The 25,163-nt window shown below is 70.7% G+C and carries 21 protein-coding genes and 4 pseudogenes; 14 read left to right on the top strand and 11 right to left on the bottom strand.

Going from position 1 to position 25,163, the window contains the following annotated elements; genetic code table 11:
- A pseudogene (locus tag GT354_RS18625) lies at positions 1–351 on the bottom strand (ornithine decarboxylase); the annotation flags it as partial.
- A gap of 316 nt (positions 352–667) precedes the next feature.
- Between GT354_RS18625 and GT354_RS18620 the strand changes: the two are divergent.
- The 3 genes from GT354_RS18620 (at position 668) to GT354_RS18610 (ending at position 2,990) form a co-directional block, all read left to right on the top strand.
- Positions 668–1,528, top strand: a complete 861-nt coding sequence (locus tag GT354_RS18620; protein WP_237535139.1) for a Rieske (2Fe-2S) protein — start codon at positions 668–670, stop codon at positions 1,526–1,528.
- 214 nt (positions 1,529–1,742) lie between these two features.
- Entirely contained in the window at positions 1,743–1,913 is a 171-nt protein-coding gene (locus GT354_RS18615; RefSeq protein WP_161357422.1) for a hypothetical protein, read from the top strand.
- Between the two features lie 93 nt (positions 1,914–2,006).
- Positions 2,007–2,990 (top strand): NAD(P)/FAD-dependent oxidoreductase, encoded by a 984-nt coding sequence (locus GT354_RS18610; protein ID WP_161357421.1) that lies wholly within the window; start codon positions 2,007–2,009, stop codon positions 2,988–2,990.
- Positions 2,991–3,023: 33 nt separating this feature from the next.
- On the opposite strand, the gene GT354_RS18605 is transcribed toward GT354_RS18610, so the two are convergent.
- Positions 3,024–3,599, bottom strand: a complete 576-nt coding sequence (locus tag GT354_RS18605; RefSeq protein WP_161357420.1) for a helix-turn-helix domain-containing protein — start codon at positions 3,597–3,599, stop codon at positions 3,024–3,026.
- A gap of 208 nt (positions 3,600–3,807) precedes the next feature.
- Between GT354_RS18605 and GT354_RS18600 the strand changes: the two genes are divergently transcribed.
- Together GT354_RS18600 and GT354_RS18595 are read left to right on the top strand one after the other, a co-directional pair.
- On the top strand, positions 3,808–4,953 hold the full coding sequence (locus tag GT354_RS18600) for an NAD(P)/FAD-dependent oxidoreductase (RefSeq protein WP_161357419.1): 1,146 nt from the start codon (positions 3,808–3,810) through the stop codon (positions 4,951–4,953).
- 222 nt (positions 4,954–5,175) lie between these two features.
- A complete protein-coding gene (locus tag GT354_RS18595; protein WP_161357418.1) occupies positions 5,176–6,384 on the top strand; it encodes a serine hydrolase domain-containing protein in 1,209 nt (402 codons plus the stop codon).
- Positions 6,385–6,568: 184 nt separating this feature from the next.
- Here the strand turns inward: GT354_RS18595 and GT354_RS55815 are convergent.
- A pseudogene (locus tag GT354_RS55815) lies at positions 6,569–7,285 on the bottom strand (hypothetical protein).
- A 74-nt stretch (positions 7,286–7,359) separates the two neighbouring features.
- On the opposite strand from GT354_RS55815, the gene GT354_RS18580 reads away from it, so the two are divergent.
- Positions 7,360–8,211 carry an aldo/keto reductase gene (locus GT354_RS18580; protein WP_161357416.1) on the top strand — a complete coding sequence of 284 codons (852 nt, stop codon included), beginning with the start codon at positions 7,360–7,362 and terminating at the stop codon, positions 8,209–8,211.
- Between the two features lie 221 nt (positions 8,212–8,432).
- The gene (locus GT354_RS18575; RefSeq protein ID WP_161357415.1) at positions 8,433–9,560 is read left to right on the top strand and encodes a methyltransferase domain-containing protein; all 1,128 of its coding nucleotides are present in this window, start codon (positions 8,433–8,435) and stop codon (positions 9,558–9,560) included.
- Positions 9,561–9,631: 71 nt separating this feature from the next.
- On the opposite strand, the gene GT354_RS18570 is transcribed toward GT354_RS18575, so the two are convergent.
- A complete protein-coding gene (locus GT354_RS18570) occupies positions 9,632–10,363 on the bottom strand; it encodes an NAD(P)H-binding protein (RefSeq protein WP_161357427.1) in 732 nt (243 codons plus the stop codon).
- Positions 10,364–10,518: 155 nt separating this feature from the next.
- On the opposite strand from GT354_RS18570, the pseudogene GT354_RS18565 reads away from it, so the two are divergent.
- Positions 10,519–10,986, top strand: a pseudogene (locus tag GT354_RS18565) (Rrf2 family transcriptional regulator); the annotation flags it as partial.
- Between the two features lie 142 nt (positions 10,987–11,128).
- On the opposite strand, the gene GT354_RS18560 reads toward GT354_RS18565, so the two are convergent.
- Positions 11,129–11,992: a LysR family transcriptional regulator gene (locus GT354_RS18560; RefSeq protein ID WP_161357413.1), complete on the bottom strand. Its 864-nt coding sequence runs from the start codon at positions 11,990–11,992 to the stop codon at positions 11,129–11,131.
- A gap of 69 nt (positions 11,993–12,061) precedes the next feature.
- Between GT354_RS18560 and GT354_RS18555 the strand changes: the two genes are divergently transcribed.
- Complete coding sequence (locus GT354_RS18555) at positions 12,062–12,379, top strand: hypothetical protein (protein WP_161357412.1); 318 nt, start codon at positions 12,062–12,064, stop codon at positions 12,377–12,379.
- A 159-nt stretch (positions 12,380–12,538) separates the two neighbouring features.
- Here GT354_RS18555 and GT354_RS18550 read toward each other — a convergent pair whose 3' ends face one another.
- Genes GT354_RS18550 through GT354_RS18540 form a run of 3 tightly spaced genes read right to left on the bottom strand, consistent with a single transcriptional unit; the run spans position 12,539 to position 15,089 of the window.
- Positions 12,539–13,255 (bottom strand): ornithine cyclodeaminase family protein, encoded by a 717-nt coding sequence (locus GT354_RS18550; RefSeq protein ID WP_346012074.1) that lies wholly within the window; start codon positions 13,253–13,255, stop codon positions 12,539–12,541.
- Positions 13,252–13,713, bottom strand: a complete 462-nt coding sequence (locus GT354_RS18545) for a proline racemase family protein (protein ID WP_161357411.1) — start codon at positions 13,711–13,713, stop codon at positions 13,252–13,254. The genes GT354_RS18550 and GT354_RS18545 overlap by 4 nt, the downstream gene beginning before the upstream one ends.
- A complete protein-coding gene (locus tag GT354_RS18540) occupies positions 13,710–15,089 on the bottom strand; it encodes an aldehyde dehydrogenase family protein (protein WP_161357410.1) in 1,380 nt (459 codons plus the stop codon). Before GT354_RS18540 ends, GT354_RS18545 begins: the two co-directional genes overlap by 4 nt.
- Positions 15,090–15,794: 705 nt before the next feature.
- On the opposite strand from GT354_RS18540, the gene gyrB reads away from it, so the two are divergent.
- Positions 15,795–17,867 (top strand): DNA topoisomerase (ATP-hydrolyzing) subunit B, encoded by a 2,073-nt coding sequence (gene gyrB / locus GT354_RS18535; protein ID WP_161357425.1) that lies wholly within the window; start codon positions 15,795–15,797, stop codon positions 17,865–17,867.
- Positions 17,868–18,072: 205 nt separating this feature from the next.
- Here the strand turns inward: gyrB and GT354_RS18530 are convergent, their stop codons facing one another.
- Together GT354_RS18530 and GT354_RS18525 are read right to left on the bottom strand one after the other, a co-directional pair.
- Positions 18,073–18,939: a hypothetical protein gene (locus tag GT354_RS18530; protein WP_202512023.1), complete on the bottom strand. Its 867-nt coding sequence runs from the start codon at positions 18,937–18,939 to the stop codon at positions 18,073–18,075.
- Between the two features lie 746 nt (positions 18,940–19,685).
- Positions 19,686–20,117 (bottom strand): GNAT family N-acetyltransferase, encoded by a 432-nt coding sequence (locus tag GT354_RS18525; RefSeq protein ID WP_161357409.1) that lies wholly within the window; start codon positions 20,115–20,117, stop codon positions 19,686–19,688.
- Positions 20,118–20,332: 215 nt separating this feature from the next.
- On the opposite strand from GT354_RS18525, the gene GT354_RS18520 reads away from it, so the two are divergent.
- The 4 genes from GT354_RS18520 to GT354_RS18505 all read left to right on the top strand — a co-directional run bounded on the left by GT354_RS18520 (position 20,333) and on the right by GT354_RS18505 (position 24,053).
- Entirely contained in the window at positions 20,333–21,178 is an 846-nt protein-coding gene (locus GT354_RS18520; protein ID WP_161357408.1) for an SAM-dependent methyltransferase, read from the top strand.
- Positions 21,179–21,185: 7 nt separating this feature from the next.
- Positions 21,186–21,338: a hypothetical protein gene (locus tag GT354_RS18515; RefSeq protein WP_161357407.1), complete on the top strand. Its 153-nt coding sequence runs from the start codon at positions 21,186–21,188 to the stop codon at positions 21,336–21,338.
- 52 nt (positions 21,339–21,390) lie between these two features.
- On the top strand, positions 21,391–22,368 hold the full coding sequence (locus GT354_RS18510; RefSeq protein WP_161357424.1) for a phosphotransferase: 978 nt from the start codon (positions 21,391–21,393) through the stop codon (positions 22,366–22,368).
- A gap of 191 nt (positions 22,369–22,559) precedes the next feature.
- Positions 22,560–24,053, top strand: a complete 1,494-nt coding sequence (locus GT354_RS18505; protein ID WP_161357406.1) for an amidohydrolase family protein — start codon at positions 22,560–22,562, stop codon at positions 24,051–24,053.
- Positions 24,054–24,167: 114 nt separating this feature from the next.
- Here GT354_RS18505 and GT354_RS18500 read toward each other — a convergent pair.
- Positions 24,168–25,163 (bottom strand): annotated as a pseudogene (locus tag GT354_RS18500) (immune inhibitor A domain-containing protein); the annotation flags it as partial.

The raw sequence follows: 25,163 nt of genomic DNA, 5'->3' as shown, positions 1-25,163 counted from the left end.
CGACTTGTGCGCGTCGCGCGAGACCACGAGTTTCTCGTGCGGTCCGGCCACCGAGAGCATCGCGCTCTTGACCGACAACGAGCTGCCGCACGTGGTGAAGAAGGTGTGGTGGGCGTGCACCGCCTCGGCCATCAATTCCTGGGCACGTTCGAGGACCCGACCGGACGAGGTCCGGTCGTCCAGGCCGGACGTCGCCAGGACGTCGGAGGCGAACACCGCCTGCCCCAGTACCGCGAGGGTGCGCGCGTCGGTGCCGCGGCCCTGTTTGTGGCCGGGCGGCGTGAACGGGGTGAATGCCTGATCGTGATAGGCGGCGAGCGCGTCCAGGACGGGGGTCTGTGACTGATCCATGCCCACCGGCTGCCCGGCGGTCCGGGTGTTGACACGCTGCGCCGCCGCTCGGGTCGAGGCCGGCCACGACGTCGTTGCCCGGTCGCGACGGCCGACGGGCGAGCGTGTGTCGCGCGCCGGAGAACACGGCTCCGGGTTCGTCCGGGGGTCGTCCAGGTGTTCGCTCGGGGGCTCGTAGGGGGTTCGTCCGAGGGTTCGTCCGGGGCCCGTCCAAGGGCTCGTCCAAGGGCTCGTCCGGGACGGAAAATACCGTGCTCGTCGGGGGTTTCACCCGCACCGCCGACATGGCCGGGCGATGTACGGGAAGCGGCACCGCATGAGACTGACCACGGCGATCACGACCGGATTGGAGCAGGCGACGGCGTTGGACCGGCCTGCCGCGCGATTGAGAGGGCTCGTCGAGCGAGTACCGCAGGGCCGGACCCGCGACGCCCTGCACGGGGTACCGATCGGTCATCCACTGCATCCCATGCTGGTGCAGGTGCCGATCGGCACGTGGATCTCGGCGTCGCTGCTCGACGTCGTACCGCGCACCGGAATCGCCTCCGGGGTGCTGATCGCGGTGGGCCTGGGCGCGGCGGTTCCCGCCGCCGCCGCGGGCGCCTTGGACTGGGCGCAGACCCACGAACAGCAGCAGCGCGTGGGTCTCGTGCACGCCACGTGCAACATCGTCGGGGTCGGCCTGTACTCCGCGTCGCTGATCGCTCGGCTGCGACGGCGCCCGTTGCGTGGCCGGGCCCTGGCCCTGGCGGGATTGGCCACCGTGAGCGCGGGCGGGCTGTTGGGCGGACACCTCGCCTACCGTCAGGCCGTCGGCGCCAATCACACGGAGGACGTCGCGCACGTCGTGGGCGACGGGTCCCGATGGCATTCGGTCGGGCTGCTGTCGGCGTTCGTCGAGGGCCGGCCCGCCCGCCGGTTCCTGGGCGAGACGCCGCTGCTGGTGGTGCGGGACGGGCAGCGCGCGCGAGTCCTCGCCGATCGGTGCTCGCACCTGTCCGGGCCGTTGTCCGAAGGCGAGGTGGCCGACGGGCGGGTGACCTGCCCGTGGCACGGCAGCGTCTTCGCGCTCGACGACGGCGAGGTCGTCCACGGACCCGCGACGGCGCCTCAACCGGTCTTCGAGACGCGAGTGGTGCACGGCGAACTCCAAGTCCGTCTGCCCGGCGCGGGGTAGCGACCGCGGCTCGGATCCGCCGTCGAACCGGTGGGCGGGCGGTGGGTTGCGGGCCGCGTACGGTCCCCGTTCGCCGTCGATGCCGGCGTGTCACGAACCCGGCCCCCTGAAGCGGGCTTTGTTTCCGTATCCTGACGGGGGACCGGCTCCAGCCGCGATCGAAAGAAACAGGCCGGACGTTCCATTTCGTTTCGGTCCGGCAGGGGAGACGTGCATGCCCACCACTCGTCACGAGGCGTTGCGCGCGGCGATCACCGTCGCCCGCGATGCCTTGGCCGCCCATCCGGACGCCGCCACCGCCCCGGCGCTGGCGGCGCTGATCGCGGCCTCCGAACCCTTCGCCAACCTCACCCCGGCGGTCCCTCCCCCGGCGCCACGCGCCTGATCGAGCCCGGCGCGCGGGCGGGGACCGGGCTGCTTGTTGCCGAAACGGCATGGTGGATTGCTGTCGGGTCGGGTTGGTCGCAGTGTGGTCGCCATGAGCGAGAACGAGTCGGTGGCGGCAAGCGGTCGAGTGTGGGACGTCGTCGTGGTCGGCGGGGGCGTGGCGGGGCTGTCGGCCGCGCTGACCCTGGCCCGGGTGCGCCGGTCGGTGTTGGTGATCGATGCGGGTGAGCCGCGTAACGCTCCGGCCGCGGCGGCGCACGGCTTCCTGTCGCGGGACGGGGTCGCGCCGCTGGAGCTGCTGCGGCTGGGACGGGAGGAGGTCGCCTCCTATGGCGGCCACGTGGAGTCCGGCCGCGTCGCGGGAGTTCGTCGTGAGGGCGCGCACCTGGTGGTGACGACGCAGGGCGGTGGCCGGGCGGTGGCGCGACGGGTGCTGGTGACCACGGGGTTGGTGGACGAGCTGCCCGATGTCGCCGGTCTCGCGGAGCGATGGGGGCGCGATGTGTTGCACTGCCCGTACTGCCACGGCTGGGAGGTGCGCGACACTGCGGTCGGCGTCCTGGCCACCGGTCCGGCGGCATTCCATCAGGCGCTGCTGTTCCGGCAGTTGTCGCCCGATGTGACGGTGTTCCTGCACACCGGCGGCGATCCGACCGACGAGCAGTGGGAACAGTTGGCCGCCCTCGGTATCGACGTGGTCGACGGCGAGGTCCGTGCCCTGGAGGTCGACGATCGGGACCGGCTGTCGGGTGTGCGCCTGGCCTCGGGCCGGTCGGTCGCGGTGGACGCCCTGGTCGTGGCGCCGCGGTTCGAGGCGCGCGCGGGCTTCCTCGCCGAACTCGGCTTGGCCGTGACGGAGCACCCGATGGGGATGGGCGGGCAACTGACGGCCGACGCGGGAGGGTTCACCGGCGTCGAGGGCGTGTGGGCGGCCGGCAACGTCACGGACCTCATGGCCGGCGTCCCGGCGGCCGCGGCGTCGGGGACACAGGCGGCAGCGGCGATCAACCTGGACCTGATCGGCGCCGACGCGAGGGCAGCGGTCGCCGCGCGTCGGCCCGGCGCCGATCGGTGAGCCCGCGGGCCGGTTCGGCGGGTCTCGTGCCGGTCAGGAGGTGCGGGCCCGCAGGTGGGCTCGTTCGCCCTGCCGGCCGAAGAGGACGAGGAGTTCGACGACGTGGTCGCCGTCGGGCCCCAGCCAGTGCGGTACGTGGGTGTCGAACTCGGCTACCTCGCCCGGGGACAGGATCAGGCTCCGGTCGCCGAGCAGCAGGCGCAGGCGTCCGGCCAGGACGTAGACCCACTCGTATCCCTCGTGGGTCTTCAGGTCCGGTTCGGCGTCGGCGGGCTTGGGCGGAATGAGGAGTTTGTGCGCCTGGATACCGCCGGGCCGGCGGCTGAGCGGCACGAAGGTCATGCCGCTCCGGATGACGGGCCGCAGGTGGACGCGGGGATCACCGGTGCGGGGCGCCCCGACGAGCTCGTCGAGCGGGACGTTGTAGACCTCGGCGAGCGGCAGGAGCAGCTCCAGGGTGGGCTTGCGCCCACCGCCTTCCAGGCGGGAGAGCGTGCTTTCGCCGATCTCGGTTCGCTCGGCGAGTTCGGCCAGCGTCATACCGCGCTTGCGGCGCAGTTCCCGCAGGCGCGGGCCGACCGCGTTCAGGACTTCGCTCCGGTTTCCCATACTCGCCAGGTTGCCGAAGCGGCATGAGAAATTGCAAGCCGTGGGGGCCGCGGGGACGGAGAGGCGGGCGCGCCATCGGCAAGGGTGCACGAGGCAAAAAGTTGTCTCATTGCACTTTGTGAGTGAGTGTGGTTTTGTGAGGGCAGCGACGCGCCGTGCAGCCCGCGCCTCGCGACCTCCGCCACCCACGCAAGGAACGAGAACCGCCATGAGCACAGCTCCTGTCCGCATCGCCATCGTCGGCGCCGGCCCCGGCGGCCTGATCTGCGCACGCGTCCTCCAGCGCCACGGCATCGCCGCCGCCGTGTACGACCTCGACACCTGCCCCGGCGCCCGCGACCAAGGCGGCAGCCTCGACATGCACCCCGACACGGGCGCACACGCCCTGCGGGCCGCCGGCGTGTGGGACGCCTTCCGGCTCCTCGCCCGACCCGAGGGCGAGCAGATGCGCCTGGTGGACCGCGGTGGACGTGTCGTCTTCGACGCCGCCGCGCCCGAGACCGGGCACGCCAATCCGGAGATCGACCGCGGCCAACTTCGCGGCCTGCTGCTCGACTCGCTGACCCCCGGCACCGTGCGGTGGGATCACCGGCTGGAGCACGTCGAACGTCTCGAAGGCAACGCCCACCGACTGCACTTCGCCGACCGTGTCACCACCGTCGATGCCGATCTGGTCGTCGGCGCCGACGGAGCGTGGTCCAAGGTCCGCCGCCCGCTGTCCGACGCCGTTCCCCTCTACACCGGCGTCACCTTCGTCGAGACCGGCCTCGACGACGTCGACGTCCGGCACGGCGAACTGGCCGCCCTCACCGGCAACGGCACGATGATGGCCCTCGACGACAACCAGGGTTTCATCGCCCAGCGCAACAGCGGCGGCCACATCCGCGTCTACGTCGGTATGCGCACTCCCGAGGACTGGCATCGGCAAGCCGGCCTCGACCTCGCCGACCCCGCCGCCGTCCGCGACGCCCTCCTGAGCCGCTTCGCCGGCTGGGGCCGCGACCTGCTGAGGTTCGTCACCGACACGGACACCGGCTACACCAACCGTCCGCTGTACGCCCTACCGGTCCCCCACACGTGGGACCCCACCCCCGGGCTCACCCTCCTCGGCGACGCCGCCCACCTGATGTCGCCCATCTCCGGCATGGGCGCCAACCTCGCCATGCGCGACGGAGCCGACCTCGCCCAAGCCATCGTCGACCACGGCACCGTCGACGAGGCCGTCATCGCCTACGAGAAGATCCTCCTGCCCCGCTCCATCGAAGCGGCCCACGCGGCAGCCGAAGGCATCGACGGTGCCTTCGCCCCGGACAGCGCCGAACATACCCTCGCGCACATGACCAGCCGTCGCTGAGCCACACCGGACGCGAGATAAGCCGACCCGGAGCCCCCGGCGGCGGAGCGGGGCGTTGCCCGCGATGACGTGCGGCTCCCGGGTTACGCGGTCGCGGCCGCTCACGGCAGAGCCGGACGAGTGGATTCGTCGGGCCGGGTTCGTGGCGTGGGACTCGGCGGCGGGGCGAGCGGTGATCCTGACCCGGCCGGCTCCTCACACTCTCGGAAGAGACGCCCTGTCATGCGCCGTACCTCCGCCTGTCGACTCGCCACCGCCCTGTTCGCCCTCTCCGCCCTGGTCCCCCTCGCCTTCGCCGCCTCCCCCGCGCAGGCCGACCCGCCGACCGCGGCCGTCACCGCCGCCGCGTGCGCCGACGACTGCCGACCCGACGGTCTGGATCCGGCGCTCGCGGCCCGCCTCGACGAGACGATCGAGCGCACCCGCCGAGAAGCCGGCGTCCCCGGCGTGACCGTCGGCCTGTGGCTGCCCGGCCGGGGCACCTATGTCCGCTCTTCCGGAGTGGCCGACACCGCGACCGGCGCGCCGATGAAACCCGACCTCGACATGCGGATCGGCAGCGAGACCAAGACCTTCACCGTCACCGCCGTCCTGGAGCTGGTCGACGACGGGCTGCTGGGGTTGGACGACCCGATCTCGGCCTACATCGACGGCGTCCCCGACGGGGACCGCATCACCATCCGGCAGTTGGCCGAGATGCGCAGCGGCCTGTTCTCGTACACCGCCGACCCCGGGTTCGTCGACACGCTACAGGCGGACCCGACCCGTTCGTTCACCCCGCAGGAACTACTGGCGTACGCCTTCCGCCACCGGAACGAGTTCCCGCCGGCCGCGCAATTCCAGTACTCCAACACCAACACCGTCCTGCTCGGTCTCGTCGTGGAGAAGCTCGGCGGGATGCCCCTCGCCGAGTTCGTCCACCGACGCGTCACCGGGCCGGCCCACCTGCACAACACGCTGTTCCCGCAAGGCGCCGAGTTCCCGTCGCCGCACGCGCACGGCTACACGAACCAGACGCCGACCGGCGCCGTCGCCGACGCGACGGACTGGAATCCGAGCTGGGGTTGGGCAGCCGGCGCGATGATCTCCGATCTGCACGACCTGCGCCGCTGGGCCAAGGTGGTCGCCACCGGCGCCCTCCTCTCGCCGGCCACCCAGGCGCAGCGGGAGAACTTCGTTCCGATGCCCGGCTACGACGGCGCCGGGTACGGCCTGGGTCTTTTCCGGACCCACGGATGGGTCGGGCACAACGGCTCGCTCCCCGGCTACGAGAGCGTGACGATGTATCTCCCCGAGTCGGACGCCACCATGGTGATCCTGCTCAACACCGACATCCTGCACGACGGCTTCGAGCCGAGCACCCTGTTCGCTCGGGCGATCACCTCCATCGTCACGCCGGACAACGTCTATCAACTCCCGGCCGCGGGCTGACGCGACGCACCACCCTCGCGCAGGTTCGCCACCACATTCGGTAGCGCCGCCTCGAGACGCCCGCACCGGCGCCTCGAGGCGGCGCTACCGCGTCCCGCGACTCGGCCGTCGGGTTCACCGCGGTGGGTGTGGGCTCGGCTCGCGCTCTCTCGCCGGGTGGGACGAGACGCCGGGTGCGGTCGGGTCAGCAGAAGCGTGGCGTCGTGATCGGGGGCATCGGGTTCGGCCACGTGCACGCCGAGGTGTCGGCCGGGAGTGCCTTCCGGTTCCATCGACTGGGGGTGAGCGTGATCGTGTCGGCACGGGGATGGTGGAAGGTCTTACGCGCGGGTTTGCGCCCTGCCACGTCGTAGCGTTCCCACGGTCCCGCGAACGCCGGGATCTTGACGAGGAGTTCGCCGACAGGTGGGTCGGATCAGGGGCGTCGGGGAACAGCTCGCGGGCAGCCGGGTTTACAGGAAGAGGTGGCGGGTGGATCGCGCTGCTTGGCAGGCGGATCGCGCTGCTTGGCGAGCCGGTCGCCCAGGGTCGCGTACAGCGCGAGGCCGCCGCGGTTCCAGGCCGGGACATCCATGCTGCGACCGACGATGTAGGGCGGGTTCGGGCGCATCGTCTCCAGCAGCAGCCTCGGTTGCGCGCTGACGTTTCGACTCGGTGCGGGCGGGGGCTCGGGGGCGTATCGGGCGGACCGGGCGGCCGGTTCCGGCAGACGGCGTGCACGCAGGCAACGGCCCGGTTCGGCACCGCCGCCGGTGTCGCCGAGGCCGCGCGGTGGGGGCCTGTCATTACCCCGAAGGGCCCGGCCTACCGGCGCGGGTGAACCGCCGCGAGAGTGGATACACGATGCCGGAAGGCGAAGTGAGCCCAACCCAACGAGGTGACGTGAAACGGGGTACGCCATCGAACCGCACTTCACCGAACGCTGACGGCCCTCCCGCACCCACCGGCAACTCCCCCCGACAGAAGGTAATCTCGATGCACACCGTCACCCTGAACAACGGCGTGGACATGCCCATCCTCGGCTTCGGCGTCTATCAAATCCCGCCGGAACAGACCGAACGGGCCGTCTCCGAAGCCCTGGCCGCCGGATACCGGCTACTTGACACCGCCGCCGCCTATGGCAACGAGGAAGCCGTCGGCCGCGCCGTCGAGAACAGCGGCATCGCGCGCGAGGAACTGTTCGTCACCACCAAGCTGTGGGTCCAGGACGCCCCCGCCCAGGCGAACACCAAGCGCGCCTTCGAGACGTCGCTGACCAAGCTCGGCCTGGACTACCTCGACCTGTATCTGATGCACCAGCCCTACGGCGACGTGTACGGCCAGTGGCGGGCGATGGAAGACCTCACCCGCGAGGGTCGCGTCAAGGCGATCGGCGTCGCCAACTTCCACTCCGACCGGCTGGTGGACCTCATCGTCAACAACGACATCACGCCCGCCGTCGACCAGATCGAGACCCATCCGTTCTTCCAGCGAGTCGCCGACCAAAAGATCATGCGGGACCACGGAGTTCGGATGCAGTCGTGGGGTGGGTTCGCCGAGGGCAGGAACAACCTGTTCACCCACCCGCTCCTGAGCGAAATCGCCGAGCAGCACGGCAAGTCCGTGGCGCAGGTCGTGCTGCGGTGGTTGATCCGACGCGATGTCGTCGCGATCCCCAAGTCCGTGCGCGCCGAGCGCATGGCGGAGAACATCGACGTCTTCGACTTCGAGCTCACCGACGACCAGATGACGGCCATCGCCGGCTTGGACACGGGTGCCTCGCTGTTCTTCGACCACCGCGACCCGGAGATGGTCACGTGGCTCGCCAAGCGGCGGCTGGATGCCTGATCGAACGCGCGCGGGTGCGTTGCGGATTCGCGCCTTCCGTATCCGTGTGCGCTTGTGTCACCATGAAGTTACTCCGAGCGACCGAGGAGGCATTCATGGGCCGGCACGAGAATCCGCCACCTGACACCTCGAAGGGAGAGCCGCCGCCGAACAACTCCGATGGGCAGGTGCCTCCTGTGCCGCCGTCCAACGGCCGACACAAGAAGGATAAGTAGCCCACCGTGAGGCTTGACGAGGCGCGGGCGCGGTTGGCGGCGGAGATGGAGCGGCGTGGGGATTGGCCCGAGCGCGCGCCCTGGATCCGCGCGGCCGTGGCGGCGACTCCCCGGGACGAGTTCGCGCCCGAGCGGTTGTGGCGGTGGGAGGGCGACGGCTACGCGCCGGTCGACCGGGCGGTCGACGAGGACGCGTGGGGGTCGCTGGTGTACGCCGGGCCGGACGACGCGACGGTGACCCGGGTCGTCGACGCGGTACCCACCTCCAGCCTGTCCTGCCAGGCCGTCGTGGTGGACATGCTCGACTCGCTGCTCCTGCAACCCGGGCACCGGGTCCTGGAGTTGGGCACGGGGACGGGATGGAACGCGGCGCTGGCCGCCCGGCGAGCCGGTCCCGGCAACGTCGTCAGCGTCGAGATCGATCCGGAGTCGGCCGAGGGCGCTCGCAAGGCACTGGCCATCGCCGGCCTGGACGTACGGGTCGAGGTCGGCGACGGCGCGGCCGGGTGTCCGTCGCAGCGGCCGTGGGAACGAGTGATCTCGACCTACGCGGTGGAGCGGGTGCCGTGGTCGTGGATCGCCCGGACCACGCCCGGGGGGCGCGTGGTCACCCCGTGGGGGCGTCTGGGTCATGTCGCGTTGACCGTCGCCGACGACGGACGCTCGGCGCAGGGGTGGGTGCAGGGGCTCGCGACGTTCATGCCCGCGCGCGGCACGCCGCCCGAACGCCGGTTCGCCGACCTGCGCGGCGGCGCGGCGCCCGAGCAAAAACGTGGCTCCGTCCGGGACTTGGCGCCGTTGTGCGACGACGCGCACCTGTTGTTCGCGCTGCGCGTCGCGCTGCCCGAGGTACGGGTGCGGGCCACGCGCGACGTCGACGGCGTGAGCGCGTGGGTCCACGACGGCGACACCTCCTGGGCCGCGTACTCCGCAGCGGCTCGCGGACCCACGACGCTGTGCCAGGGCGGCCCCCGGCGGCTGGGCGACGAGCTCGAAACGGCGTGGGACCGGTGGAGCGCGGCGGGCAGCCCAGGTCTGTACGACCACGGGATGACCGTCACCCCCGAAACGCAGTACGTATGGACCCACGACCCGGACACCGGACCACGGTGGCCGACGAAGGCGAAGGTGTAGTCAAGCCCGAGGCCAAGGCGGCTCCGGGCCCGGGTCCGGGTTTGGGTTCGGGTCCGGGTTTGGGGCTGTTTCTATTTCAGCCAGTCGCGATAGTGGGTGGGCGCGATTCGGGCACCGTCGCCGGTGGTGAGAGCGTCGCCGCGAACGGCGGCGAACATGCCGGCGGTGTCGTCGACGGTCACCGAACGCCGGTCGCCCTTGGCGGCCAGAGTGATCCTGCCCAGTTCGTCCAGCGGGTAGGTGTCGGGCCCGCCGAGGTCCAGCGTGGCGCGCAGGGGCGCTCCGGCCGCGACGTCGGCGACCGTGGCGGCGACGTCCGCGGCGGCTACCGGCTGGATCGGGGTGCGGGGCAGGCGGACGGTGTCGTCGTCGGCGGTCCAGGACAGGACCGCGTCGACGAACTCCATGAACTGGGTGGCGCGCACGATGCTGTAGGGGACGAGGCCGGCCTTGAGGATGTCCTCCTGAAGGGTCTTGGCACGGTAGTAGTCGAGCTCGGGCACCCGGTCGACGCCGACGATGGACAGGATGACGAAGTGCCCGACGCCCGCCTCCCCGGCCGCGGCCAGGAGGTTGTCCATCGAGGACCGGAAAAAGGCCGGGGAGGCCTCGTCGAAGGTGGGCGAGTTGGTCAGGTTGACGACCACGTCGGCGCCCGCGAGCGCCGCCTCCAGGCCCTGACCGGTGATCACGTCGACCCCGGTGGACAGCGAGTGTGGCACGGCCTCGTGACCGGCCTCGTTCAGGTTGTGCACGACCCGGGATCCGATCAGCCCGGTTCCGCCGACGACTGCGATCTTCATGACGCCCCTGCTTTCCCTGATGTCGGTGTCCACCGCGGCGGGCGTGACCAGTCCACCCGCGCCGCCCTTCAACTCGGACACTTGTTATCCGAGATAATACTCGGACATCTTTAGTCCGAGTCAACCGGCGCGTGCAATAGAGTGAAGAAGTGAAGATGTCCGGTGGAGTCGAATGGGCGCTGCACTGCTGCGTCGTTCTGACCGCGGCGAGTGAGCCGGTGCCGGCCGCGCGACTGGCCCAACTCCACGACGTATCCGCCAGCTACCTCGCCAAGCAGCTCCAGGCGTTGTCCCGGGCCGCGATCATCCGGTCGGTGCAGGGCAAGGCGGGGGGCTACGTGCTGACCCGCTCCGCCGAGTCGATCAGCGTGCTCGACATCGTCGAGGCCGTCGACGGGCCCGGCCCGGCGTTCGTCTGCACCGAGATCCGCCAACGCGGCCCGTTGGCCTCACCCCCACAGGCGTGCACGACGCCGTGCGCCATCACCCGCGCGATGGCCCGCGCCGAAACCGCGTGGCGCGAAACCTTGGGCTCCGTCTCGATCGCCGACCTCGCACACGACGTCGACGCCGACTACGGCCCCGCCGCGCTGGCGGGCATCGGCTCGTGGCTGAACGGTACGAACGCCGTGAACGACCTGCACGACACTCACGCCGTGCACGATACGAACGCCGTGCACGATACGAACGCTGTGCACGCCGTGAACGCCACGAGCGACGACGCCTGATCGGCCCCGATAGCGGGTGACCGCCGATACCAGGCGATCAGGCGCGGTCGGAACGCCTCGCGCCGACCGCGGCCTCGACGAACGAGGCGACGAGTGAACGGCGGTCGAGCCGCGACCATGCGACGACCAGCCGACTGGTGGTCGCGTCGACCACCGGGACGCACACCAATCCCGGGTGTACGGGCTCGACGAGCGAGCGCGGAAGGATCGCGATCGTGCGACCGAGCAGAACCAGTTGGACCATCTGCGGCACGTCGGCGATTTCCGGCCCGCTCCCGTCGTCGGGCACACCCGTTCGACGCACCCCCTTCCAGCGCGGCAGCGTCTCGTGTTCGAGGTCGGCCAGCCGTAGCTCGGTGCGCGAGGCCAGTCGGTGATCGCGAGGCAGGATCGCGACGCGCTCTTCGACGAACAACGTCTCGGACGCCAACCCGGTGAGGTCGTCGAACGGCGCGTACAACAGCGCCACGTCGGCCCTGCCGTCGCGCAGGTAGTCGACGCGGTCGGTGGCACCACCGAACAGGACGTCCACCCGCCGCGCGTCGGGCTGTTCGGCGTACGCGGCGAGGATTCCGGACAGCAGGTTGGCATCGCCGCCGGGCTTGATCACGAGCCGCAGGTGGGCATGGGCGTCACCGGCCCGCCGCGCGCCCTCGACCGCGGCGCCGACCGCGTTGAGCGCGTGCCGGCCGTGGTGCAGCAGCGCGTCCCCGGCCGGCGTGAGCGAGACGTGCCGGCTCGAACGGGTGAACAGCCGAACGCCCAGCCGCGCCTCGACGCGCCGGATCGCCTTCGAGAGCGCCGGCTGCGCGATCGAAAGGCGCACGGCGGCCCGGCCGAAGTGCAGTTCCTCGGCGACCGCCACGAAATAGGCAAGCTCGCGCGTCTCCAGATCAACCATGCCTACAGGTTATCGACGACTGTTCGGTTGGTCTTGGACTTCGCCGCCGGGTGGCGGTTCGATGGGCTCATGATCAAGCACACGATGATGGTCTCGTTCACTACCTCGATCCCGGAGAGCGACCTCGATCAATACCTGAAGGACATCGAAAACCTGATGACGGCCTCCGGGCACATCCAAGCGTTCTCGGCCCAGCGCCACATCCGCGTGGCCGGCGACGACCACGCTCCCCTGTTCGTCCCCGACGCGATCGTCCAGGTCGGTGTCGCCGACCCGGACGCACTCGACGCGCTCTTCACCGCGCCCGGCCTCGACGACCTCATCCGGCGCTGGCAGTCCCGCTTCCCCTACCAGGTCGTCTGGGCGAACCACGCGCCACTGTCCTGACGGCCCTCGCGACAACGCGAAACAGGACCGCCGCCGGTGGCTTCGGCAGTTCCACGGCGCCCACGGTGGACGTACTCTCGGCCGGGCTCGAACCGAGCGTGACCTGCGGACGCACGGCCTCGCCGGCCTTCGGGGGCGGCGCGGTCGGCGGGGTCGACGTCACCGTCGTGTCCTGCGGACCGATGGCCTCACGTCCGCCGGTCGCGTTCGCGTGCGCTCGTCGAGACGGTCGGGTGTGGCATGGTCGGGAATCGATCCACCGTCGAAAAGCGGGACTCTGGCCGTCGTGCAACACACCACGATGTCCGCGTCCGCCGCCGCGTTCGCGGTGCCCAGGGCCGCCGTGAGGCCCAGCGAACGGGCGTACTCCGCGAGCGCCTCGGCCGGTTCGGGCCGTCGCGCGACCACGGTGAGCCGGGTCAGCGGCCGCTCCGCGAGCAGCGCGTCGAGGTGCCCGTACGCCTGGGGCCCCGTGCCGAAGAGCAGCAAATGCGCGGCGTCCGGCACGGCCAGTCGCCGCACCGCGACGGCGCTGACGGCCGGGGTTCGCAACGCCGTGAGCGCCATGCCGTCGAGTACGGCGAGCGGTCGCAGGGTGGGGCCGTCAAGGAGCAGGTAGGTACCGGTGATCCGGGGCAAGCCGATCGCCGGGTTGGCGGGTGCCACCCCGGCGATCTTGACGCCGACGTGGCCGGACAGGGCCGCGGGCATCAGCAGCAGGTCGCCGGCGGGGACCGGCAGGATCGACCGCGGCGGGTCCGTCTCCGGGTCGAGGCCGTCCAGCAGTACCCGCTCGATCGCGTCGGCCGCCGCCGACGGAGGCAGCGTGATGCCGACGTACCGCGGCGGAGCCGGTGTCGGGTCGACTGTCGTCACAGGAGGAATCCCGTCCCCGGCGTGTCGTCGGCGTGCAGCAGGAAGCGGTGCTCGCCGGTCCGGTACGCGGTTCCGGTGACCTCGGTGAGCAGGCCCGGCGGATGGGAGCCGGCGAGTCGGCCGGTGAAGACCGTGCCGGTGATCGATTCGTGGCGCAGTTCGTCGTCGGGCCCGAGTGGGTCGGGGCGCGGGGTGGTCGCGCTGCCGCCGGCGCCGATCACGATCGCGCGGCGCTCGGCGACCGTGTCGCCCGCGACGGCCGGCAGGCCGGTGCTCACGATTCCGAAGGGCTCGCCGGCGGTGTGGTAGTCGACGGTCTCGACGACGATGGGAGGGCTGCCGGTGGTCGGGGGGGCGGTCGTCCGGTCTTCGGTCGTCCGGTCGATGGTCCTTGGTGCCTTGGTCGTCATCGTCGGGGCCTTGGCCGTCGGCGCCTCGGGCTTCGGCGCCTCGGTCATTGCGACGCTGCCGAGGGCAGCAGGCTCACCGTGCGGGTCGCGGTGAAGAAGTCGAGTGCGGCCGTGCCCTGTTCGCGCGCGCCGTGGCTCGCGGCCTTCGTGCCGCCGAAGGGCACGTGGAAGTCGACGCCGCTGGACGGCGCGTTGACTCGGATCATGCCCGCGTCGAGCCGATCGGCGGCGGTGAGCGCGGCGTCCAGATCCCGCGTGTGGAGGGAGACGGCAAGGGTGTGCGGAGTCGCGTTCGCGAGTGCGATGGCCTCGTCGATGTCCACCGCCCGCAGCAAAACCGCGATCGGTCCGAAGAACTCCTCCGTGTGCAACGGGTGTTCGTCCGCCACGTCCGTCAACAGGGTCGGCTCCAGGAACCAGCCCGCGCGCTGGGGCACCGTGCCGCCGGCAACGACGGTGGCGCCGGTCGCGCGGGCCGAATCGATCGCGCGCACGACGCGGTCACGGGCCGCCGAGGAGATCAGCGGCCCGCACACGGTCGCCGCGGCCGAGGGGTCGGCCGGCCGGATCCCGTCGAGGGCCTTGACCAGGGCGTCGCGCAGCGGCTCGTACGCGGCGCCGACGGCGATCACCCGGCTGGTGGCGGTGCACTTCTGCCCGGCGTAGCCGGCGATGGCGGCGCTCAGGTCGGCTGCGGCCTGCTCGATGTCGGCGTCCGGCAGCACGATGGCGGCGTTGAGGCCGCCCATCTCGGCCTGGACCGGCACACCGCGCGCGGTGGCGGCCGCGATCACTGCCCGGCCGACGGTGGTCGAACCGGTGAAGGACACCACGTCGGCGACGTCCACGAGCGCCCGCCCCTCTTCGACTCCCCCGGGCACCACGCTGAACACGCCCTCGGGTAGTTGCGCGAGTTCGACGAGTCGCAGGGCGCACGCCGTGGCCTCCGGCGCCGGCTTGAGCACGACGGTGTTGCCGACGGCCAGGGCGGGCGCGGCCTTCCAAGTGGGGATCGCCAGTGGGAAGTTCCACGGGGTGATCAAGGCGGCCACCCCGTGCGGGCGCCGGCGGGTGAGCAACAGGCCCTCGCCGGCCGCCGTTTCGTGTACCGCTCCGGTCGGCGCGTACGGTGCCTGGGCGTAGTAGCGCCAGATCGCGCACGTACGGGTGACCTCTCCCCGGGCCTCGGCGAGCGGCTTGCCGACCTCGCGCACGACGAGGTCGACGAGTTCGGCCGCGTGCGCCTCGATCGCCTCGGCGACCCGGGTGAGCAGGACCGAGCGCGCGGCGGCGCCGAGCGCGATCCAGTCCGCGCACCGGGCCCGGGCCGACTCGACGGCCCGTACCGTCCCGGCCACCTCGAACGCGGGCCTGGCGAGCACGAGATCGGCGGGATCGGCGGGGTTGTGAGAGGTGACGGTCACAGCAGGAGCCTCCAGGGATCGGGTCGGTGAGTCGAGGACGTAGTACTGGACGGTGCCAAGGATCCAGGGAGTCGTCGCGGCGGCCGTGACCGAAAACCCGGAAGTACCATTTCACATTGCAATCCGACTGCCAAGGTCGAAACCCCGGGGATGCGTTCCCCGATCGGGACGTCGATTCGCTTCGAACGACACGCGTCCACCGAGCCCCGACGGCCCCTCGCCAAAGGCGCCGACGCCCTCGGATGCGCCGTCGACCCGCCTCCCGCCGGCGCCGCTCATCCCTTCCCCCCGGGCCGGCACCGGCCGATGGTCACTATCCCCCTCGGGGGCCGAGGTCGGCGGCCCACAGGCCCCTTCGGCGGCCCGAGAAGGGCCGCTGGGCGCGGGGCTCGGGGCAGTCTCACTGCTTTCGCCGCGAGGCCCTGTGTGCCGATCTAAGAGCCTCAAGGGCATGTTGGCGTGGGGGTCCTTGTCGATGGGGATTCAATAGTCTGTGAGAAGCATTCACATGGCTTATATGCATGCTTTCCATCTCCTCAACAGGTAGGTTGAAGCCTGTTCTCGCCTTGAGAAACACGGCCCTTCGAGGGCCTGGTTCGGCCTGCCCGCCCGCAGCCGACTCCACCTGATGACACGACCGCTTCCGCCCCTCGGCGGGAGTGCGGCTCGTAGTGCCAGAAAAGAGCGCCAGTGACCGATTTCGGCATGCCCTCCCCCGCCACCCCGTCCGACGAAGCCGACCGACCCCTCGGCGGCCCTTCGGCGACCTCCACCTCCGGCAACGGCAAGTGCAACGGCGAGGTGGCCGTGCAGTACGACGCCGGCTCGATCACCGTGCTGGACGGGCTGGACCCGGTCCGCAAGCGGCCGGGCATGTACATCGGTTCGACCGGTGAGCGCGGCCTCCACCATCTGGTGCAGGAGATCGTGGACAACTCCGTCGACGAAGCCCTGGCCGGTGTCGCGGACCGGATCGACGTCACGATCCTGGACGGCGGCGGCATCCGGGTGGTGGACAACGGACGCGGCATCCCGGTGGGCATGCACCCGGAGAAAAAGAAACCGGCCGTCGAACTCGTGCTGACCGTGCTGCACGCGGGCGGCAAGTTCGGCGGTGGGGGGTACTCGGTCTCCGGCGGGCTCCACGGGGTGGGCCTGTCAGTCGTCAACGCCTTGTCCACGCACCTGTCGGTGGAGATCCGCACCGACGGTCACCGGTGGAGCCAGAGTTACCGCAGCGGCGTCCCCACCGCCCCGTTGGCCCGCCACGAGGCCGTGACCGACACCGGCACCTCACTTACCTTCCGGGCGGATCCGGACATCTTCGAGACGACCGAGTACTCCTTCGAGACCCTCGCCCGGCGCCTCCAGGAGATGGCCTTCCTCAACGAGGGCCTGACCCTGACGCTGACCGACGAACGCGCGCGGGCGGTGACGGGCGCGGGCGACGACTCTGCGCCGGACGCGGAGGTCGAGCAGGTCCGCTCGGTCCGCTACTGCTATCACGGCGGCATCGTCGACTTCGTGAAACACCTCAACTCCCGCAAGGGCGATCCGGTCCACCCTTCGGTCATCTCCATCACGGCCCGGGACCCTCGGCAGTCCCTGTCCGTCGATGTAGCGATGCAGTGGAACACCCGATTCAGCGAGGGCGTGCACTCCTTCGCCAACACCGTCCACACGCACGAGGGCGGAACCCACGAGGAAGGGTTTCGCACCGCCCTGACCGTCGCCGTCAACCGCTACGCCCGCGAGCGGAAGTTCCTGCGCGACAAGGAGGACAACCTTGCCGGCGAGGACATTCGCGAGGGATTGACCGCGATCGTCTCGGTCAAGCTGGGCGAGCCGCAGTTCGAGGGCCAGACCAAGACCAAACTGAGCAACACGGAAGCCAAGACGGCTGTCCAAAAGGTCGTCCACGAGCATCTGACGGACTGGTTCGACAGCCACCCCAACGATGCGGCGGACATCGTCCGCAAGGCCGTCGCGGCCCGGACGGCCCGGGTCGCCGCCCGCAAGGCACGCGATCTCACCCGCCGCAAAAGCGTCCTGGAATCCGCCGCACTACCCGGCAAGCTCGCCGACTGCCAATCCACCGATCCCGCCGCGTGCGAAATCTTCATCGTCGAGGGCGACTCGGCCGGCGGTTCGGCCAAGTCCGGCCGCGATCCCCGGTGTCAGGCGATCCTGCCGATCCGCGGAAAAATCCTGAACGTCGAAAAGGCCCGCATCGACAAGATCCTGCACAACCAGGAGATCCAGGCCCTCATCTCGGCCTTCGGTACCGGAGTCCACGAGGACTTCGACCTCGACAAGCTCCGGTACCACAAGATCGTGCTGATGGCCGACGCCGACGTGGACGGCCAACACATCACCACCCTGCTGCTCACCTTCCTCTTCCGCTTCATGCGACCGCTGATCGAAGCCGGACACATCTACCTCTCCCGCCCTCCGCTCTACAAGATCAAGTGGAGCAAGGACGACAGCCAGTACGCGTACTCCGACCGCGAACGCGACACTCTCGTCGAACACGGCAGGCAGCACGGCAAGCGGCTGCGCGACGACACCATCCAGCGCTTCAAGGGACTCGGTGAGATGAACGCCGAGGAGCTTCGCATCACGACCATGGACCAGGATCACCGCGTGCTCGGTCAAATCACGCTCGACGACGCGGCGCAGGCCGACGCCCTGTTCTCCGTGCTCATGGGCGAGGACGTGGAGGCGCGGCGCTCGTTCATCCAACGCAACGCCAAGGACGTCCGCTTCCTGGACGCCTGACGCGGCCGGGGACGGCACGGGTACGGCGCGGCGCGCGCGGGTACGGCGCGAGTACGGCGGTGCCGCGGTGCCACGGGCCGCCCGGTCGAGACGCCTCCCGCCTCCCCGGCCGGAAAGGTGGCCGGGGCGGCGGAAGGGGAGGCGGCCGGGGGTGGCGCCTGCCCGAACGGGCCTACGCGCTGCGCGAGTTCCGGCCGCGGGAGTTCTAGGTGCAGGGCAGAGTACCCGCGCGTAGGGCGTGTTTGGCGTCGTTGTCGTCGTCGGCCCACACGACCGGCTTGTGGCCGGCTACGCACGCGGCTTGCGGTGCGATGGCGAAGCCCTCGTTGTTGTAGTCGGGCATCCCGCCGGGGCGGTCGTAGGTGGCGGTGACGGCGAGTCGGCCCTGCGCGTTGATGTCCAGGGTCGTGGTACGGCCGTGGCACGTGTCGTCGCACGCCGCCCACAAGTGGCCGGTCGCGGGCTCGAACTCCAGGTCCATCACCGCCGGAAAGCCGCTCGCGACGGTGGCGATCCGGGTGTACCCGCCGCCCGTCCGGTCGAGGGCGTAGGCGTAGATCGTGCCGTTGTCCTCCAGGCCCACGAAGAAGAGGCCACTGCCGTGGTCGGGGTAGGCCGCGGGGTTGTATGCGGCGCCGGTGCGCTCGTCGCGGAAGGCGTGGGCGGTGAGGAACGTGTCCGGAATCCAGGCGATTCCCTCGGGGCCGCTGTTGGCCGGCACGGACGGCAGATCCGCGGTGAGGTTCCACTCTGCCGTCGCGTTCAGGGACTTGGCCGAGGACGAGGTGTCGAAGCGGACGATCTTCGCCAGGCTCGACTCGTCGTCGTCGTTGTCGCGCTCGGTGGCGACGAACAGCCCGTCCGGGGTGGAGACCACGCCCTCGGCGTCGAGATCGCCGCTGCCGTCGCGATAGTGCAGCGACTTCCCCGAGGACCAACCACCGGCCGGGTCCGGGCGCCATGTCGTCCCGCTTCCGGGCACGAGGCGGTACAGCTTGCCCGGCCCGTTCCGTACCGCCCACAGCACGCCCGTCCCTTGGAACGAGAGGCCACTGAGGTTGGTGCCGAACACGTTCGAGCCGTCGGCGACGGTGACCGCCGCACCACCCGGCCATGTGGCCCCGAAGGCTTGGGCCTGCGCTTGGACTTGGGCCTGGGCTTGGGCTTGAACTCGGGTTCGGTCTTGAACCCGTCCCTGCGCCGATGCCGGCGCGGCGGTCGACCCGATGGCAAGGACCGACAGGCCGACTGCCGCGAATCGCGCTCTTCTCCACCATTGCGTACGCATGTGACCGTCCGTTTCCTCGAAGGGGCAGGCGGGCGAGCAGCGCACTCTCGCTCATGGCGAAGCCTGGGGCACACCGGCGGCCGGTGGCTGAACAGGCTGCCAACGGCGCGGAAAGCCCGTCGGACAACCTTCATGTTTTCCTCGCCGAGCACGCCCCAAGACGGGATCAAGCCCACCGGCCAAGCCCGTTCCCGTCGCGCCATCCCCTTGCCCCTACGCGGCCTGCTGACCCGAGTGACTCGCGAACTCGACCTCGGGGCAACGGGTTTGGCGGCGATGGGCGTGACCGGTCCGCTGGGCATGCTCTGCGCGACAATCGCCCACCGTCGCGGCGGCGACGCGTGGGGGATGCCGGCGTGCGGCGTCGCCGGGATGCGAAGCACGCGGTGTACGGTCCCGATCCCGCACAGGCCGCGTCGATCGCCCCACCGTCGATCACCGCGACCCGTTGAGTGCGCCCGCCCGATCGCCTGCCGCCGCGCGTCGCCTCCGACGGCCCGCGGTGGTCGGCGCCGCGCCGGGGTGGGGGTTCACTGCGCGGGGCGCAGGATCATCAAGTGTTGTGGGTCGGGGCAGGGGACGAAACCGACCTCGGCGTAGATCTTGTGGGCATCGGCGGTCGCGAGCATCACCCGCCTGAGGTGGTAGGGCTTCAGGTGGTCGCGAACCGCCGTGGCGAGCCACGTGCCCAGACCCGCGCCGCGGTGCGGGCGGTCGACGTACACGTCGCAGAGCCAGGCGAAGGTCGCCGCGTCCGTGACGACGCGCGCGTAGGCGACTTGGACCCCGTGTACGTCGTAGACGCCGAAGTTGAGCGACGCGCGAACGGACCGCTCGACCGTTTCGCGGCTCCGGCCCAAAGCCCAGTACGCGTCGGTCGAAAGCCAGTGGTGCACGAGGTCGATGTCGACCCGGTCGGTATCGGTGGAGACCTCGTACCCGTCTTGCCTGCGAGTGATCATGAGCAGGGATGGTAGTTGTCGACGCTGCCGAGCGGCCGGCGGATAAAACCCGGTGGGCCTTGGTGGTTCGTTGCGTCCGCCCTCTCCCGACGAGTCCCGCCATCGCCGCCGGCGAACTCTCCGTCACCACGTGGACACCACCACTAACATGCACAACACGGCTTGCCGGCACGGCAGTTGGGGTTGCTCCTTCAAGCGGACGGAAGAGGCGAAGAATGTCGGACACGGAGTGGATGTCGCAGGAGCCGCAGGGCGACCCCTGGCCGGTGGTCGATCTGCGCCTGGACGTCCCGCACTCGGCCCGGGTCTACGACTACCTCATCGGCGGCAAGACCCACTTCGAGCCGGACCGGGTGGCCGCGAAGGCGTCGGTCGAGGCCTGGCCGGCGCTTCCGATCTCGATGCGCACCACCCGCACGTTCATGCAGCGCGCGGTCCGCCACCTCGCCGCGGAGTACGGGGTTCGCCAGTTCCTGGACATCGGCACCGGCATCCCCACATCGCCGAACGTGCACGAGATCGCGCAGGGCATCGCCCCCGAGACGCGGGTCGCCTACGTCGACAACGATCCGATCGTGCTGACCCACGCACGGGCCCTGATGTCGAGCACCACCCAGGGCAGAACCTGCTATGTCGATGCCGACCTGCGCGACGTCGACTCGATCATCGGGGCTCGGCAACTGCGCGACGTGCTGGATCTGACGAAGCCGGTGGCCCTGTCCCTGATCGCGATCGTGCACTTCGTCCTCGACGAGGACGACCCCCAGGGTCTCGTGCGGCGGATCATGGACGAACTGGCGCCGGGCAGCTTCCTGGTGCTGACCGTGTTCACCGGTGACACCGATCCGGTGGGGGTCGGCGGCGTCGATCGTGAGTACAACGCCCGCGGCATCCCCCTCCAGGTTCGGGACAAGGCCGAGGCCCTCGCCTTCTTCGACGGCTACGACCTCGTCGATCCCGGGCTGACGTTGGTCCACCACTGGCGGCCCGATCACGACGATCCGCAGGTGCGCGATCGGGACATCGCGATGTACGGCGGCGTGGCCGTCAAACGGGCCTGATCGGGCGGTGCGGACGGATTCCCGCTTCACCGCCCCGGACGGCACCACGCTCCCCACCGCCGGGTTCTCGGTCGCCGCTCACCACGCGACAACCGACCTGCTCGGCACGGCCGTTCGCACCGTCGACGCTTCGACCGGGTTCGGCGGACGGCGCGCGTAGGGTACCTCCGTTGTCGAGACGAACGGCGGTTGTGGACGTGGCACCCAGGAATGTGACGCGGGATCAGTTGGCGGGGGCGACAAGTGCCGCGCTCGGTGGCGGGCGGCGGTTGGCAGGGGTCGAGCGACTCGCGGGAGGCACCAGGAAGGGCGTGTACCGCTTGACGATGGACGACGCGACGACGGTGATCGCCTATTTGTGGGAGGACTCCGAGGACTATTGGCCGGCGGTCGAGGGGGACGACGACGTCGCCGATCCGTTCTCGCCCGGGGTCGGGCTCGACCTGTTCGAGGCCGCGCACGCGCGGCTGGACTCGCTGGGGCTGCGGGTCCCGACGGTCCACCTGGTGGACCGCGAACGCGCCCACTACCCGGCCGACCTCGCCATCGTCGAGGACTTTCCCGGCGAGAATCTGATGGACCTTTTCCACCGGGACCCGCGCGCCGCGGAGCCGACGATGGCGCGGCTCGCCGAGGCCCTGGAGGCGATGCGAGGACACCACGCGCCGACCTACGGCAAGGTGGCCCTGGTCGACGGCGGAGGGACGTCGCACGGGACGTCGTGCGAGGCGGTCGCGCTCGCCTTCGGGCTGCGCAACCTCGCCGAGGCGACCGCGCGCGACGACCGGATCGCGGGCGCCCGCGACCGGCTGGAGGACCGACTGCGCGAACTCGCCGCGGCGGTGCGGCCGCGCGCCGAGTACTCGGTCGTGCACGGCGAACTGGGGCTGGACCACGTACTGGTGGACCGCGACGGCAACCCGGTGGTGATCGACATCGAGGATCTCATGTACTTCGACGTCGAGTGGGAGCACGTCTTCCTGCGAATCCGCCTCCACGACGACTACCGGCGGCTGGAGGTGGACGGGCTGGACGAGGACCGCCTCGCGCTCTACCTGCTCACCCAGCGGCTGTCGCTGACGGCGGGTCCGTTGCGACTGCTCGACGGGGACTTTCCCCGGCGGGACTTCATGCGCGGGATCGCCGAGCACAACCTCAACGAGGCCCTGGCGCTGGTCTCGGCCGGCTGACGCGCGACGCCGGTCGACGCGACGCCGCCGGCGGCTCTCGGCTCGACGTCCTTGCCGGTTGGCGACAGGGACGTCGAGTCCGCGAACACACCCACGAGCGGCAACCGACTTGTCGTCGTCCACCAACTCCCGAGCGGTATTTCGGCCGCGCCGACAGTGGCGCCCGCGCGCCGGTTTCCTATCGTGTGCCCATGATGCGATCGGCCGTGCCATCGACCCGTACCCATGATCTCGTTCTACGCGGTGGGCGAGTACTCGATCCCGAGACCGGGCTGGACGCGACCGCCGACGTGGGCGTGACCGCCGGCGCGATCACCGCCGTCTCGGCGCAACCCCTGACCGGGCTGCGGACCCTCGACGTGAGCGGCCTGGTCGTGGCGCCCGGCTTCATCGACATGCACAGCCACTCGCACGACGTGATCGGCCACCGGCTCCAGGCGCTGGACGGGGTCACCACCGCGCTCGACCTGGAGGCGGGTCTGTCGCCCGTCGACGAGGGCTACCGCCAAGCGGCCGCCGAGGGACGGCCGCTCAACTACGGCTTCTCCGCGTCGTGGTGCCAGGCCCGCATGACAGCCGTCGGCGGCCTGCCGCACGGCGGTGGGATCGCCGCCGGTCTGCGCAACCTCGGCAATCCGGCGTGGCAACACGAGGCCGACGCCCGCCAGGTGGACGCGATGCTGGAGCTGCTCCGGCTCGACCTCGCCGCCGGCGCCCTGGGCATCGGGGTGGTGGTCGGATACGCGCCGCGGATCAAGCCCGAGGAATACCTTGCCGTCTCCCGCCTCGCGGCGGACGCGGGAGTGGTGACGTACACGCACGCCCGGCACTTGGTCGAGCAGGTCGCCGAGACGCCCATCGACGGGGCCGAGGAGATCGCCCGAGCCGCCGCCGAGACCGGGGTTCACGCGCACTACTGCCACGTCAACAGCACGTCCCTCAGTCACACCGATCGGGTCCTGCGGTTGATGGACGGCGTACGCGCCGAAGGCGGCCGAATCTCCACCGAGGCCTACCCCTACGGCGCGGGGATGACCGCCATCGGCGCGGTCTTCCTAGCCCCCGATCAACTCGGCGCCGCGGGCCTGACCCCCACCGACATCGTGTACGCGCCCACCGGGGAACGCGTCGCCGACGCCGGGCGCCTCCTGGAGCTGCGGGCGTCGGATCCCGGCGGCTTGGCGATCGCGCACTTCCTGGACGAGAACGACCCGCACGAGCGGGCCTTCATCGACCGGGCTCTGCTCCATTCGTCGACCGTCATCGGTTCCGACGCCATGCCGTTGGTCTGGACGAAGGGCGACGCCGACCCGATGGCGTGGCCACCGCCCCCCGAGGCGATCACCCACCCGCGCACCGCCGGCACGTTCTCGAAGGTGTTGCGCCGCTACGTCCGCGAGCTCGGTGCCCTCAGCCTCCTGGAGGCGGTCGCACGCGGCAGTTTCGAGCCTGCCCGGCTCCTCCAGGACAGCGTGCCCGCGATGCGCCGCAAGGGCCGCGTCCAGACGGGTTGCGACGCCGACCTGATCGTCTTCGACCCCGCCACGGTCACGGACCAGGCCACGTACGAGCACAGCACCCGCCCCTCCACCGGCTACGCCCACGTCCTGGTCGGCGGCGTCCCCGTCGTCCGGGACGGCACCCTGGACCTGGCCGCCCTCCCCGGCAGGCCCGTCCGCGCCTGATCGACCCCGCCATGGGCGTGACCGCCCCGGTGCCCGTGAATCGGGACGTGCATCGGCCCCCACGGCCGCCTTCGGGCCGTGGGGGCCGATGTCGCTCACGTGCTCACCCGGCGGTTACTTGCGCGCGGGCACGATCCACACGACGGCACCCTTGTCGCCCGGGAGCGGGGCGATCGGGAAGGCGTTCACGCCGTATGCCTTGTCCCACCCGGGGTTTCCGGAACCGAGTACGGACGAGAAGAACGGCTTGCCGTAGTCCGCGTAGTCCGGCGAACCGTTCGGCTTGGTGACCTTGGTCGAGTACGGAGCCCGCGCCGGGACCACGGTCGACCCCCACGCGTCCTTGGCCGCGAAGCCGGTCTTGTAGGGTTCCGCGCCCGGCGCGTAACCGAGCATGTCGGAGAAGAACCGCACCGGACCCTGCTTGGCGTACGCGGCGCAGTTGTCGCCGGCCGGCGGCTTGCAGGCCCGGAACGCCGCCGTGTCCTTGAACCCGAACGCCGCGTTCGCGGACTGTACTCGGGATTCGAGATTGGCGTTCGGATCCGAGGGCATGTGCGGGAACCGATAGGGGTCCGGGTGCGAGTCGACGAGCAGCAACTCACCCTTGGCGCCCCACGACGGAGTCTTGTCGAGGTTGAAGTTGACCCCGTTGTTGGGGTATTCGCTGTCCCTGAGCCACACCAGCAGGCCCGGCGCGTTGTACGCGACCTTCTCGCGCTTGCCGGTGTCGCCGAAGGTGTAGGTGTACTTCAGGCCCTGGTCGAAGCCCGACATGTTGCGCCACTCCAGCAGGTAGTACTGCTCCTTGCTGTACGTGCCGTCGGTGCGGACCCAGCCGGCACCCCGGGTGGAACTGGTCGAACCGCCTTCCGCGGTCCAGCCGTTGTCACCCTGCTCGACGTCGTCCGACCACACCGTGGCGGTGCCGTTGGTGAGCGAGAAGTCGTCGGCGATCCAACCCTTTTCCTGCGTCGCCGCGTCGGTGTCGACGCCCAGGCGCAGCTTGACGTTCTGCCCGGCGTACGCCGTCAGGTCCACCTGGTCGTGGCGCCAACCGTTGCTGCTGCCGGTCAAACCGGTGCTCTTGCCGAACTGCCGCAGGTTGCC

Origin of the sequence: Streptomyces sp. SID3343, from assembly GCF_009865215.1 — a bacterium.
GTDB lineage: Bacteria > Actinomycetota > Actinomycetes > Streptomycetales > Streptomycetaceae > Embleya.
This window is presented reverse-complemented; position numbering and strand designations above follow the sequence as displayed.